Below are 14,543 nucleotides of genomic sequence, written 5' to 3' on the forward strand. Positions count from 1 at the left end.
TGGCGGTGACGGTGTAGGGGCTGCCGGTGGTGTGCGGGTAGGTGTACGGGACGGTCACGGTCGCGCCGGCCAGTGTCGCGGTCACCGGGCTCTGGCCGTCGCCGAAGTCGAACGTCACCGTTCCGGTGGGCACGCCGCCGCTGTCGACCGGTGTCACGGTGGCGGTGAACGACACGGTCTGGCCGGTCACCGACGGCTGGGGGGAGGAGGTGACCGTCGTGGTGGTGAGGACCGTGTCGGCGGTCACGGTCTGGGTGGTGGTCGCCGTGGAGGCGGTGAAGTCGGCGTCGCCGCCGTAGGAGGCGGTGAGGGTGTAGGGGCTTGCCGTGGCGTCGTAGGTGTGGGTGGCGGTGGCGACGCCGCCCGTCAGCGGCACCGTCACCGGTGGGGTCGCGTCGCCGAAGTCGATGGTGACCGTGCCGGAGGGGGGTCCGGCCTGCGGTGTGGCCGCGGTGGTCCTGGCGATGACGGTGACCGGCGTTCCGGGGGTGGCCGGGTTCGGTGTCGTCAGGAGCGTGGTGGTGGTGGCGGCGGGCGTGACGGCGGTGGTGGCGGCGCCGGTGGAGGAGGTGAAGTCGGCGTCGCCGCCGTAGGTGGCGGTGACCGTGAACGGGGTGCCGGCGGTGTGCGGGTAGGTGTGGGTGAGGCTGACCGTCCCGTTGACCAGCAGGGCGGAGACCGGTGGCTCGCCGTCACCGAAGTCGAGGGTGACGGTGCCGGTGGGGGTGCCCGAGCCGGGGGCGGCGGCTGTGACGGTCGCCGTGATCGTCGCCGGTTGGCCCACGGGTGTCGGTTCGGGGGGTGGGGAGATGGTGGTGAGCGTCGCGGCCGGGGCGACCTGGTGGGTGTGGTCCCCGGCGGAGGGGCGGAAGTCGGCGTTCCCGCTGTAGGCGGCGGTGATCTGGTGGGGGGTGGGCGACGCGTGGAGGTAGCTGTGGGTGTAGGTGGCGATGGCGCCTACGAGTTCCACGGTGACGGGACCGGTGCCGTCGCCCGGGTCGAAGGTGACGGTGCCCTCGGGTTGGCCGGTGCTCGGTGGGACGGCGGTGACGGAGGCGGTGACGGTGATCGGCTGGCCGGCTGCGGAGGGGTCGCTCGAGCAGTCGATCATGGTGGTGGTGACGCCCCTGAGCGTGGTGTGGGGGGTCGTGCCGACCGAGGGTTCGGCGTCGGTGTCGCCGCTGTAGGTCGCGGTGATCGTGCTCTGGGCGCCTGAGGAGGCGGTGTACGCGTGCGGTGCGGTCGCGGTCCCGGCGACGAGCGGGACCGTCTGCGGGTCGGTGTGGTCGCCGAAGTCGAACGTCACGGTGCCCGTCGGCGTGGCCGCGCCGGGTGGCACCGTCGCCACCGTCGCGGTGACCGTCACCGGTTGGCCTGTCAGCGCCGGGTCCGGCTCGTCGCTGACCTGCGTGGCCGTCGGGATCCGCGCGACGGACTGGGTGCGGGTGCCGCTGGAGGCGGTGAAGTCGCCGTCTCCGCTGTAGGTGGCGGTCAGGGTGAACGGGCTGCCGGCGGTGTGCGGGTAGGTGTGGGTGATCGTCGCGGCGCCGTCGGTCAGCACGGCGGTCACCGGTTCCCCGCCGTCGGCGAAGTCGAAGGTCACCGTGCCGGTCGGGGTACCGGTCGCCGGCGCCACCGGGGTCACCGACGCCGTGACGGTGACCGGCCGGCCTGCCGGTGAGGGGTTCGGTGTCGTGCTGACGGCGGTGGCGGTGGCGGTGGCGGCCCGGCCGACGCTCTGGGAGTGGACGCCGTCGGCGGGCGCGAAGTCGGTGTCGCCGCTGTAGGTGGCGGTGATCTGGTAAGGGGTGCCGGAGGCGTGGGGGTAGGTGTGCGCGACGGCGGCGGTGCCGGCCTGGAGGGGGACGGGGACGGACGGGCTGCCGTCGCCGAAGTCGAACGTCACGGTCCCGGTGGGTGCCGCGGTCGTGGGCGTGGCGGGGGTGACGGCGGCGGTCACGGTGATCGGTTGCCCGGCCACCGGCGTCTGGCTGGTGGACTGGATCTCCAGGGTGGTCGGTGCCGGTTGGACGGTGTGGGTGGTGGTGCCGGTGGAGGCGGTGGCGTAGGTGTCGCCGCTGTAGGCGGCCGTGACGGTGTAGGGGCTGCCGGCGGTGGTGGCGTAGGTGTGGGACACGACGGCCGTCCCGGCGAGGACGGGCGCGCTGACCGGGCCGGTGGCGTCGCCGAAGTCGAACGTCACGCTGCCCGTGGGGTCCAGGGCGCCGGGCTGCGTGGGGGCGATGGTCGCGGTGAAGGTCACGGCCTGGCCGACCGTGGTGGGCGCGGTGTCGGCGCTGACCGTGGTCGTGGTGGTGTCCGGCACGGTCGTGTGGGTGGCCGTTCCGATCGAGGTGGTGTGGTCGGCGCTTCCGTTGTAGGTGGCGGTGAACGTGTGGGGGGCCAGGGACGGGGTGGCGTCGGTGTGGCTGATCGTGGCGGCGGAGCCGTCGAGCGGGACAGTGATGGGCGGGTCGTCGGCGCCGAAGGTGAAGGTGACCGTGCCGGTCGGCACTCCGCCGCCCGGCGCGACCGGGGCGACGGTCGCCGTCACCGTGACCGGCCGGCCCGGTGTCGTGGGCTGCGGTGTGAGCGTGACGGTGGTGGTGGTCGGGGCGGCGTGGACGGTGTGGGGCAGTGTGCCGGTCGATGCCGTGTGGTCGGCGTCGCCGTCGTAGGCGGCGGTGACGGTGTAGGGGCTGCCGGCGGTGGTGGCGTAGGTGTGGGGCACGACGGCCACCCCGGCGAGGATCGGCACGGTGACCGGGCTGGTGGCGTCGCCGAAGTCGAACGTCACGCTGCCCGCCGGTGTGCCGGCGCCCGCGGTCGGCGCGGTGACGGTGGCGGTGAAGGTGACGGTCTGTCCGGTCAGCGAGGGGCCCGGGGCGTTCACCGAGGTGACGGTGGGTGCCGGGGTCACCGTCTGGGTGCCGGAGGCGGTGGAGCCGAGGAAGTCCGGATCACCGTGGTAGGTGGCGGTCAGCGGGTAGGGGCTGCCGGAGGAGGAGAAGGCGTGCAGGACGGTGGCGGTGCCGGCGGACAGGGCGGCGGTCTGGGTGGGTGTGCCGTCGCCGAAGTCGAACGTGACCGTGCCGGTCGGCGTGCCGGTGCCTGGGCCTGCGGCGGTGACGGTGGCGGTGAGGGTGACGGGCTGGCCGCTCAGGGAGGGGGCGGGGGCCGTCTCGAGGGTGGTGGAGGACGCGGACGGTTCGACGAGCTGGGTGGTGATCTGCGCGGAGCCCGCGAAGTCGGCGTCGCCGCTGTAGCGGGCGGTGACGGTGTAGGGGCTGCCGGCGGCGCTGGGGTAGGTGTGGGTGGTCGTCGCCGTGCCGCCGGTCAGGGGCGCGGCGACCGGGGGGCTGCCGTCGCCGAAGTCGAAGGTGACGGTGCCGGTCGCGGTGCCCGCGGCGGGTGGGAGCACCTCGACGGTGGCGGTGAAGGTGACGGCTTGGCCGGCCGGTGAGGGCTGCGGGGTGGCGGTGACGGTGGTGGAGGTGGTGGACACGTCGGCGTCGACTTGTTGGGCCCATGTGCCCGAGGAGGCCGCGAAGTCGGGGCTGCCGTCGTATGTCGCGGTGATCGTGTAGGGGCTGCCGGCGGTGCCGGTGTAGGCGTGCGTCACCGTGGCCACGCCGTCGGTGACCGGGGCGGTCGACGGCGTCGTTCCGTCACCGAAGTCGAAGGTGACCGTGCCGGCCGGTGCTCCGGTGGCCGGCTCGAGGGCGACGACGCGCGCGAACACTGTCACGGTCTGGCCCACCGCGGAGGGCGCGGCCGACGCGGTGACGCTGGTCGTGGTCGGGGCGGGGGCCACGGTGTGGGGCGTGCTGCCCTGGGACGGGGCGAGGTTCTCGTCGCCGTCGTACGTCGCGGTGATCGTCAGCGGGCCGGCGTCCGCGGTGCCGGCCGGGTAGGCGTGCACCACTGTCGCGGTGCCGTCCTGCAGGAGTGCGGTCAGGTGCGCGGTGCCGTCGCCGAAGTCGAACGTCACCGTCCCTGTCGGCGTGTTGGGGGCGGTCGAGGTGACAGTGGCGGTAACGGTAACGGGTGCGCCGGTCACCGACGGCTGCGGGTCGGCGGTGACGGTGGTGGTGGTCGGGGCGTGGTCGACGGTGTGCGTCAGGGTGCCGGTGGAGGCGAGGAAGTCGGTGTCCGCGCCGTAGGAGGCGGTGACGGTGTAGGGGCTGCCGGCGGCGGTGGGGTAGGTGTGGGTGGTCGTCGCCGTGCCGCCGGTCAGGGGCGCGGCGACCGGGGGGCTGCCGTCGCCGAAGTCGAAGGTGACCGCCCCTTGCGGGGTGCGGGCGCCGGGCGGGTCGGCGGCCACGGTCGCGGTGAACGTCACCTGCTCGCCGGGGACCGAGGGGTACGGGTCGGCGCTGACCGTCGTGGCCGTCCCGGCCTGGGTGACCGCATGCGTCCTGGCGGCCGCGGAGGGGGAGAAGTCGGCGTCCCCGTTGTAGTCGGCGGTGACCGTGTACGCGGTGCCCGCGGCGGGGTTGGTGTGGGTCGCCTCGGCCACTCCCCCGTTCACCGGTACCGTCTGCGGCGGCGAGCCGTCGCCGAAGTCGAAGGTGACGGTGCCGGTGGGCGGCGGGGCGGCGGGGGTCGCGGCGGTGACGTACGCGAGGAAGGTCGATTCCCGTCCGGTGACGGCCGGTTCGGGTGCCGAGGTGATCGCGGTCGTGGTCGCGGCCGCGGTCACGGACTGGGTGGCGGTGCCGGTCGACGGGGCGAAGTCGGCCGTCCCGGTGTACGCGGCTGACACCGGGTACGGTTCCGCGGCGGTCTCGGTGTAGGTGTGGACCGTGGTCGCCGTCCCGTCGGTGAGGGTGGCGGCCGCGGTGGTGCCGTCGCCGAAGTCGAACGTCACGGTGCCGGTCGGTGTGCCGGAGCCGGGCGGGACGGCGGCCACGGTCGCGGTGAACGCCACCTGTTCGCCCACGGCCGCCGGATCGGGCGCCGAGGTGATCGCGGTCGTGGTCGCGGCCGCGGTCACGGTCTGCGTCGCGGTGGCCGAGGAGGGGGTGAAGTCGGCCGTGCCCTGGTAGACGGCCGTGACGGGGTAGGGCTGTGCGGCGGTCCGGGGGTAGGCGTGGGTGGCGTCGGCCGTGCCGCCGGTCAGGGGCACGGTGACCGGGTCGGTGGCGTCGCCGAAGTCGAACGTCACGCTGCCGGTCGGTGTGCCGGAGCCGGGCGGGACGGCGGCCACGGTCGCGGTGAACGCCACCTGTTCGCCCACGGCCGCCGGATCGGGCGCCGAGGTGATCACGGTGGTCGTCGCGGCCGGCTCGACGGTGTGGGTGTCCTGGTCCGCGGAAGCGGTGAAGTCGGCGTCGCCGCTGTAGGTGGCGGTGATCGTGCGGGGGCCGTCGGCGGTGGAGACGAAGGTGTGCGTCGTCGTGGCGGCGCCCGTGGTGAGGAGTGCCTCCTGCGGTGGGGTTCCGTCGCCGAAGTCGAACGTCACGGTGCCGGTCGGGGTACCGGAGCCGGGCGGGACGGCGGCCACGGTCGCGGTGAACGCCACCGCCTGGCCGACCGCGGACGGTTCGGGCGACACGCTCAGCCGCGTGCTGCTGGCGGCCGGTTCGGCGAGGTGGCCGTCCGTGCCGGTGGACGGGGCGAAGGCGAGGTCGCCGCTGTAGCTCACGCTGACCGGGTAGGGGCCCGCGGCGCTGTAGGTGTGCTCCGCGACAGCGGTGCCGCCCGACACCGGGACACTGACGGGCGGTTGGCCGTCGCCGAAGTCGAACGTCACCGTGCCGGTGGGCACGCCCGCGCCGGGCGCGTCGGGCGCGACCCTGGCGACGAAGGCGATGCTCTGCCCGGTCACCGACGGATCGGGGGTGGCGGTCACCGTGGTGGTGGTCGCCGCCTGGGCGACGCTGTGGCTGCCGGTTGCGGTGGACGGGTAGAACCGCGTGTCGCCGCTGTACGTCGCCGTGGTGGTGAAGGGGCCGCCGACCGGGTCCGCGTAGGTGTGGCTGATCGTGGCGGTGCCGCCGACCAGGGGCGCCGTCACCGTCGGCGCCCCGTCGCCGAAGTCGAACTCGACCGTGCCGGTCGGTGTGCCGGCGCCCGCGGAGCCGGTCACGGCGGCGGTGAACGTCACCGATTGCCCGGAGACCGAAGGGTCGGGGGCGGAGGTGAGGGCGGTGGAGGAGTCGGCCATGTAGATGAAGGAGCCGGGAAAGGTGTCGGTGCCCCCGGGGGTGGTCACGGTGACGTCCGCCGGTCCCGCGACGCCGGCGGGGACGACAGCGACCACGAGGGTGTCGGAGAAGGCCCGCACGGACGTGGCGGCCTGTCCTGCGAAGGTCACACCCTCGGTGCGGCCGAGCCCGGTCCCCCTGATGACGACGGTCGTCCCCCCGGCGACCGGTCCGCCGGCCGGGCTGACACCCACGATGGCCGGCGCACCGGCGTAGAGGTAGGGAAGCCGGTTGCTGACGCCGCCGACGGCGACCGCGAACACCGGCACGGTGCCGGGCACGGCGGCCGCGGGTGCGGTGACCAGGAGCTGCTGGTCGCTGAGCACGGTGGGGAAAGCGGCCCAGTCGCCGAAGTGCACGCTGACCGCCCGGAAGAGATTGGTGCCGCTGACCACGACCGCGTTGCCACCGGCCAGTGGACCCGCGGCGGGCACGAGGTGGGACAGCAGCGGCGCACGGAGGTAGAAGAAGGTGCCGACGACGGCGCTGCCGCCGGGCGTGGTGACGCTCACGCGCACGGCCCCGCTGCCGGCCGGGGTGACGGCGAGAAGGGTCTGGTCGTCGACCACGGTGACGTTCGCGGCCGGACGGGTCCCGAAGTGCACGGCAGTGGCGCCGCCGAGGTGGCGGCCGACGATCGTCACCTCCGTGCCGCCCCCGTAGGGTCCCTGGTCGGGGAACACACCGCTCACGACGACCGCCCCCCGCTCCCCGGCTCATCGGCCGCGCCGCCCGCGGTCGCGGCAGCCGGCCATGCCCGGCGGCCGGACCCCCCGACCCGCATCACCGACGTCAACACCACTGCGCAAAAAGGCCCTTGGACGCGCCCTGATGCCGGGCCGCCCGCATACCCCGGCCCCGGCGCCACAGCGGGCCGGTCCTGGCGAAGGGCGTGAAAGGTAGGCATTAAGCGCTCCTGAATGAGTCATGCCGGCGTCGTTCGGGGCCGGTCCACCGGGGGCGTGCTTCCCCGGACAACAGCTCGGGGCGGGGTGGGGTGTCAGCGGCAGCGCGGGGCGACACCCGATCGGCAACACCGGGCCGTGGAATTGAGGAGCCGTACCGCTGGATCCCGGACGGACACACCGACCGTCCGTCCGGATCCGATGCCTCTACTAGCCCGGAGCGGCTGGGGAGATACGCCACCGCATCGCATTTCAGTGACTCATATCCGGCAGCAAATCGGCAGTACACGTGACGCCGATTCACCGGAACGAGTGAAATGCGCGCTCACGCCCGGGCCGGACGAAAGATGCCGCCGACGTATTGTGCGCCCGGCGCTCACACCGGCAGCGCACCGTGCAGCACCCCTCCCGCCCCCACGGGGCCACTCCCCTCCCCCCGGGGCCCACATCCCACGGCACGAGAACCGGGGCCTTTCCACGGGACGGAACGACGCCGGAACGGCCGCCGCACCACGTCCCGTTCTCCCAGCTCACGATCACACACGAACCCCCGTGGCCCCGGGAGGCGCACACCGGCTCACACCGGGGCGCCGGCAGCGCCCGGCAAAATTCTCCCCGCGGACCACCCGGCGCGCGAGCGGCACCGCAGCCGCCCGCACCCCCGCACCCCTCGGACTCCAATTCGGCATAAACAACAATAAACGGCGCATAATTTTTGCCTTGTGCGCCATGCGCGGCGCACATCGGTGTGAATGCGCAAAGGAAGTGAGCCGCCCCACGCGCTACGCCATTCGGGTGGTGCATTATGCATGAATCTGGCCTGCGTGGCGTGAATCGATGCCTACTGAAAGTCATCGACAGGTGGGCGCGGCTTTCCCGTCAGGGAATACGGCCAGCTGTGCGGTGTGCGACCGGACACGCCGCCTTCTCTCTCCCTCTTCAGGGCTGCGGCCTGTGGGCGGGGGCGCTCCCACTCGCTGCATGGATCCCGCGAAAGGGCCCAACCATGGCAAGTTCGACGACCACGCTCACTTCCACTCCCAACCCGTCCGCCTGCGGGGAGGCAGTCACCTTCACCGCTCAAGTCAGCGCGGTACCGCCGGACCCGGGCATCCCGACCGGCACGGTGACCTTCATCATCAGCGACGACGGGCCGGCTCAGATCGTCCCGCTGGACGCGGCGGGCCAGGCCTCGATCACCGTGTCGGACCTGTCCGCCGGCTCCCATGTGGCCATCGCCGTCTACTCGGGGGACGGCACCTTCGACCCCTCGTCCTCGCCGCTGATCACCCAGGTGGTCAACGCCGCGACCACGACCACCACTGTGACCGCCACGCCGGACCCGTCGGTGTGCGGGGAGGCGGTGACCGTCTGCGCGACCGTGGCCATCGAGGCGCCGGGCAGCGGCACCCCGACCGGCACGGTGACCTTCACCGGGCCCGGCGGACTGAACCAGGCCGTAGCCCTCGACGCCACAGGTGAAGCGTGCCTGACGACGAGTGTGCTCAGCTCCGGCACGATCACCGCGACCTACAGCGGCGACGGCTGCGCGGCCGGCTCCGTCGGCACGGCCACCGTCACCGTCAATGCGGCCGCCACGACCACCAGCGTCACGGTCACACCGGACCCGTCGGTGTGCGGGGAAACGGTGACCGTCTGCGCCACGGTGACGATCGACCCGCCGGGCAGCGGCACCCCCACCGGCACGGTGACCTTCACCGGACCCGGCGGACTCAACCAGACCGTGGCCCTCGACGCCACAGGCCAGGCCTGTCTGACGACGAGTTCGCTGACCTCCGGCACGATCACCGCGACCTACAGCGGCGACGGCTGCGCGGCCGGCTCCGTCGGCACGGCCACCGTCACCGTCAATGCGGCCGCCACGACCACCAGCGTCACGGTCACACCGGACCCGTCGGTGTGCGGCGAGACGGTGACCGTCTGCGCCACCGTGACCATCGACCCGCCGGGCAGCGGCACCCCCACCGGCACGGTCACCTTCACCGGACCCGGCGGACTCAACCAAACCGTCGCCCTCGACGCCACAGGCCAAGCATGCCTGACCACCACCTCGCTGACCTCCGGCACGATCACCGCCACCTACAACGGCGACACGTGCGCGGCCGCGTCCACAGGCACGGCCACGGTGACGGTCAATGCGGCCGCCACGACCACCAGCGTGACCGCGACACCGAATCCGTCGGTGTGCGGCGAGACGGTCACCGTCTGCGCCACCGTGACCATCGAGGCGCCGGGCAGCGGCACCCCCACCGGCACGGTCACCTTCACCGGACCCGGCGGACTCAACCAGACCGTCGCCCTCGACGCCACCGGCCAGGCCTGTCTGACGACGAGTTCGCTGGCCACAGGCACGATCACCGCCACCTACAACGGCGACGCCTGCGCGGCCGCGTCCACAGGCACGGCCACGGTGACGGTCAATGCGGCCGCCACGACCACCAGCGTCACGGTCACACCGGACCCGTCGGTGTGCGGCGAGACGGTCACCGTCTGCGCCACCGTGACCATCGAGGCGCCGGGCAGCGGCACCCCCACCGGAACCGTCACCTTCACCGGACCCGGCGGACTCAACGTCACCGTGGCTCTGGACGCCGCCGGTGAAGCATGTGTCACCACCACCTCGCTGGCCACGGGCACGATCACCGCCACCTACAACGGCGACACGTGCGCCGCCGCGTCCACGGGCACGGCCACCGTCACCGTCAACCCGGCCACGACGACCACCAGCGTGACCGCGACACCGAATCCGTCGGTATGCGGCCAGTCCGTGACCGTCTGCGCCACCGTCACGATCAACGCACCCGGCAGCGGCACCCCCACCGGAACCGTCACCTTCACCGGACCCGGCGGACTCAACCAGACCGTCGCCCTCGACGCCACCGGCCAGGCCTGTCTGACGACGAGTTCGCTGGCCACAGGCACGATCACCGCCACCTACAACGGCGACACGTGCGCGGCCGCGTCCACGGGCACGGCCACGGTGACGGTCAACCAGGCGACCAGCACCACCACTGTGACCGCCACGCCGGACCCGTCGGTGTGCGGCGAGACGGTCACCGTCTGCGCCACCGTCACGATCAACGCACCGGGCAGCGGCACCCCCACCGGAACCGTCACCTTCACCGGACCCGGCGGACTCAACCAGACCGTCGCCCTCGACGCCACCGGTGAAGCATGTGTCACCACCACCTCGCTGGCCACGGGCACGATCACCGCCACCTACAACGGCGACACGTGCGCGGCCGGGTCCGTCGGCACCGCCGCTGTGACAGTCAACCCGGCGGCCAGCACCACCAGCGTCACGGTCACGCCGAACCCGTCGGTGTGCGGCGAGACGGTCACCGTCTGCGCCGCCGTCACGATCAACGCGCCGGGCAGCGGCACCCCCACCGGAACGGTCACCTTCACCGGACCCGGCGGACTCAACGTCACCGTGGCTCTGGACGCCGCCGGTGAAGCATGTCTGACCACCACCTCGCTGGCCACGGGCACGATCACCGCCACCTACAACGGCGACACGTGCGCCGCCGCGTCCACGGGCACGGCCACCGTCACCGTCAACCCGGCCACGACGACGACCACCGTGACCGTCACCCCCGACCCGTCGGTGTGCGGCGAGTCGGTGACGGTCTGCGCGGCCGTCGCCATCGACGCGCCGGGCAGCGGCACCCCCACCGGAACGGTCACCTTCACCGGACCCGGCGGACTCAACGTCACCGTGGCTCTGGATGCCGCCGGTGAAGCGTGTCTGACCACCACCTCGCTGACCTCCGGCACGATCACCGCCACCTACAACGGCGACACGTGCGCCGCCGGGTCCGTCGGCACCGCCGCCGTGACCGTCAACCCGGCCACGACGACCACCAGCGTGACCGTCACGCCCAACCCGGCGGTGTGCGGCGAGTCGGTGACGGTCTGCGCGGCCGTCGCCATCGACGCGCCGGGCAGCGGCACCCCCACCGGAACGGTCACCTTCACCGGACCCGGCGGACTCAACCAGACCGTCGCCCTCGACGCCGCCGGTGAAGCATGTGTCACCACCACCTCGCTGACCTCCGGCACGATCACCGCCACCTACAACGGCGACACGTGCGCGGCCGGGTCCGTCGGCACCGCCGCCGTCACCGTCAACCCGGCGGCCAGCACCACCAGCGTCACGGTCACGCCGAACCCGTCGGTGTGCGGCGAGACGGTCACCGTCTGCGCCACCGTCACCATCGACGCCCCGGGCAGCGGCACCCCCACCGGAACCGTCACCTTCACCGGACCCGGCGGACTCAACCAGACCGTCCCGCTGGACGCCGCCGGCCAGGCGTGCCTGACGACGAGTGCACTGACCTCCGGCACGATCACCGCCACGTACAGCGGCGACGCCTGCGCTGCCGCGTCCACGGGCACGGCCACCGTCACCGTCGACCCGGCCGCCACGACCACCAGCGTCACGGTCACGCCGAACCCGTCGGTGTGCGGGGAATCGGTGACGGTCTGCGCGGCCGTCACGATCAACGCGCCGGGCAGCGGCACCCCCACCGGAACGGTCACCTTCACCGGACCCGGCGGACTCAACGTCACCCTGCCGCTGGACGCCACCGGCCAAGCCTGCCTGACCACCACCACACTGACCTCCGGCACGATCACCGCCACCTACAACGGCGACACGTGCGCGGCCGGGTCCTCCGGAACCGTGGCGGTGACCGTCAACCCGGCGGCCAGCACCACCAGCGTCACGGTCACGCCGAACCCGTCGGTGTGCGGGCAGTCCGTCACCGTCTGCGCGACCGTCGCGATCAACGCACCGGGCAGCGGCACCCCCACCGGAACGGTCACCTTCACCGGACCCGGCGGACTCAACGTCACCCTGCCGCTGGACGCCACCGGCCAGGCCTGCCTGACCACCACCTCGCTGGTCTCCGGCACGATCACCGCCACCTACAACGGCGACGCGTGCGCGGCGGGCTCTGCGGGTACGGCGACCGTCACGGTGAATCCGGCCACGACGACCACCAGCGTGACCGCGACACCGAATCCGTCGGAGTGCGGGCAGTCCGTGACCGTCTGCGCGACCGTCGCGATCAACGCGCCCGGCACCGGCACCCCGACGGGGACGGTCACCTTCACCGGACCCGGAGGACTCAACCAGACCGTGGCTCTGGACGGCACCGGCCAGGCCTGCCTGACCACCACCACACTGGCGTCCGGCACGGTCACCGCCACCTACAACGGCGACACGTGCGCGGCCGGGTCCTCCGGAACCGTGGCGGTGACCGTCAACCCGGCTACGACGACCACCAGCGTGACCGTCACGCCCAACCCCGCGGTGTGCGGGCAGTCCGTGACCGTCTGCGCGACCGTCGCGATCAACGCGCCCGGCACCGGCACCCCGACGGGGACGGTCACCTTCACCGGACCCGGCGGACTCAACCAAACCGTCCCGCTGGACGCCACCGGCCAGGCATGCCTGACCACCACCACACTGACCTCCGGCACGATCACCGCCACCTACAACGGCGACACATGCGCGGCCGCGTCCTCCGGAACCGCCACCGTCACCGTCAACCCGGCCACGACGACCACCAGCGTGACCGCGACACCGAATCCGTCGGTGTGCGGCCAGTCCGTCACCGTCTGCGCCACCGTCGCGATCAACGCGCCCGGCAGCGGCACCCCCACCGGAACCGTCACCTTCACCGGACCCGGCGGACTCAACGTCACCCTGCCGCTGGACGCCACCGGCCAGGCCTGCCTGACCACCACCTCGCTGGCCACAGGCACGATCACCGCCACCTACAACGGCGACACATGCGCGGCCGGGTCCTCCGGAACCGTGGCCGTGACCGTCAACCCGGCGGGCAGCAGCACCGTCCTGACCGTGACGCCGAGCCCGTCCGTGTGCGGGCAGACGGTGACGCTCACGGCGACCGTGGCGGTCGTGCCGCCGGGTGTCGCCACTCCCACCGGTTCGGTGACGTTCTTCGACGGTGCCGTCCCGCTGGGGACCGCGATGCTCGTGGGCAACACCGCGACGTTGTCGGTGCCGTTGAACACGGGTACGCACACGTTGCTCGCCGTCTACAGCGGCGGCGGGTGCGTGGCCGGCTCGACGGGCTCGGCCCTGACCACCGTCGGCAAGGCGAACACCACCACGGTCCTGACCACGACGCCGAACCCGTCGGTGAGCGGTCAGACGGTGACGCTCACCGCCGCCGTCTCCCCGGTCGCGCCCGGCGGCGGGACCCCGACGGGGACGGTGACGTTCTTCGACGGGCTCGCGCCCATCGGAACCGCCCCGGTGGTGGGTGGTGTGGCCACGCTGACGAAGTCGAACTTCACCACCGGCGTCCACACCTTGACCGCCTCCTACAGCGGCAGCACCTGCTACAACCCGTCGACGTCGGGCGCGGTGCTCCAGCAGGTGGTCTCCAACAACCCGCCGAACCTGTTCTTCGCCACCCCGGGCTTCGGCCCGCGGACCGGAGGCGGCAACGTCCTGCTGGTCGGGTCGAACCTGGCCTCGGTGACCTCGGTGACCTTCGGAGGCGTCCCGGGCACCCTGGTGTCGGTGACCGGCTCCCTGATCACCGTGACGGCGCCGCCGCACGCCCCGGGCAACGTGAACGTGGTCGCTCACAGCCCGGCAGGTAGCAGCAACGCGGTCAACTACACATACCTGTAGGAGCACGACCGTACGCCCGGGTCCCGTTCCGCAGCCGCGGGCGGGGCCCGGGCCCGTCGGCGGGAGCGCACAGCATGAGCCTGCAGATCCTGCTTCTCACCCTCGGCATGACATGCCGCATCACCCGTTTCATCACCAAGGACACCCTGGCCGCGGGGCTGCGCAGCAAGGTCGCGGCGCGGTTCGGGGATGACTCCAGGCCCGCGTATCTGGTCACCTGCGGCTGGTGCACCAGCATCTGGGTCTCGGCGGCCGCCGTCCCCGTCGCCCTGTTCGCGGGCGACACCACCGCCTACCAGGCCGTGGCAACGGTGCTGACCCTGTCCTACCTGACCGGAGTGGCCTCCACCTGGATCGACTGACCCGGCGGCGACCGACCTCTCGGCAACCGATCGACCACCGACTTCTACGACCACCGACCTCTGCGACGACTGTCGCCTGCATTCGAGACCAGCGAAGGAGTGTGCGATGGGATGCAACTGTGGGCGCGGCGAACGGCCGCGTGGGCCGGCTGCGGTGCCGGGACGCCGGGCCGGCACCGTCTACCGGCTGACCCTGCCGACCGGTGTCGTGCGTGACTACCCCACTCTTCAGGAGGCCGACGCGGCCAACAAGCGGGCCGGGTCGGGCGGCAGCATCGTGGTGGTGCCGGGTGCCGGGCAGCAGCCCGGAGCCGAGCGGCGCAGAGGGGTGTGAGGCGCCAGCGTGTCTGCCCGGCCCGGTGTCCGGCCGTTG

4 protein-coding genes are annotated in these 14,543 nt (G+C 72.8%); 3 read left to right on the forward strand and 1 reads right to left on the reverse strand.

The genetic code is table 11. The features are described 5' to 3' along the window. Positions 1–6,901 (reverse strand): Ig-like domain repeat protein (locus tag ACRWND_RS22885; protein WP_431952346.1); only part of this gene is annotated, 6,901 nt, incomplete at its 3' end. Positions 6,902–8,120: 1,219 nt separating this feature from the next. On the opposite strand from ACRWND_RS22885, the gene ACRWND_RS22890 reads away from it, so the two are divergent. From ACRWND_RS22890 to ACRWND_RS22900, 3 genes are all read left to right on the forward strand, one after another. After that, a complete protein-coding gene (locus ACRWND_RS22890; protein ID WP_431952347.1) occupies positions 8,121–13,808 on the forward strand; it encodes an Ig-like domain repeat protein in 5,688 nt (1,895 codons plus the stop codon). 74 nt (positions 13,809–13,882) lie between these two features. Further along, positions 13,883–14,170: a hypothetical protein gene (locus tag ACRWND_RS22895; protein WP_431952349.1), complete on the forward strand. Its 288-nt coding sequence runs from the start codon at positions 13,883–13,885 to the stop codon at positions 14,168–14,170. A gap of 106 nt (positions 14,171–14,276) precedes the next feature. Beyond that, entirely contained in the window at positions 14,277–14,504 is a 228-nt protein-coding gene (locus ACRWND_RS22900; RefSeq protein WP_431952351.1) for a DUF7196 family protein, read from the forward strand. Positions 14,505–14,543 lie beyond the last annotated feature (39 nt).

The organism is Actinacidiphila sp. bgisy167 (genome assembly GCF_965342175.1).
In the GTDB taxonomy this organism is placed as follows: domain Bacteria; phylum Actinomycetota; class Actinomycetes; order Streptomycetales; family Streptomycetaceae; genus Actinacidiphila.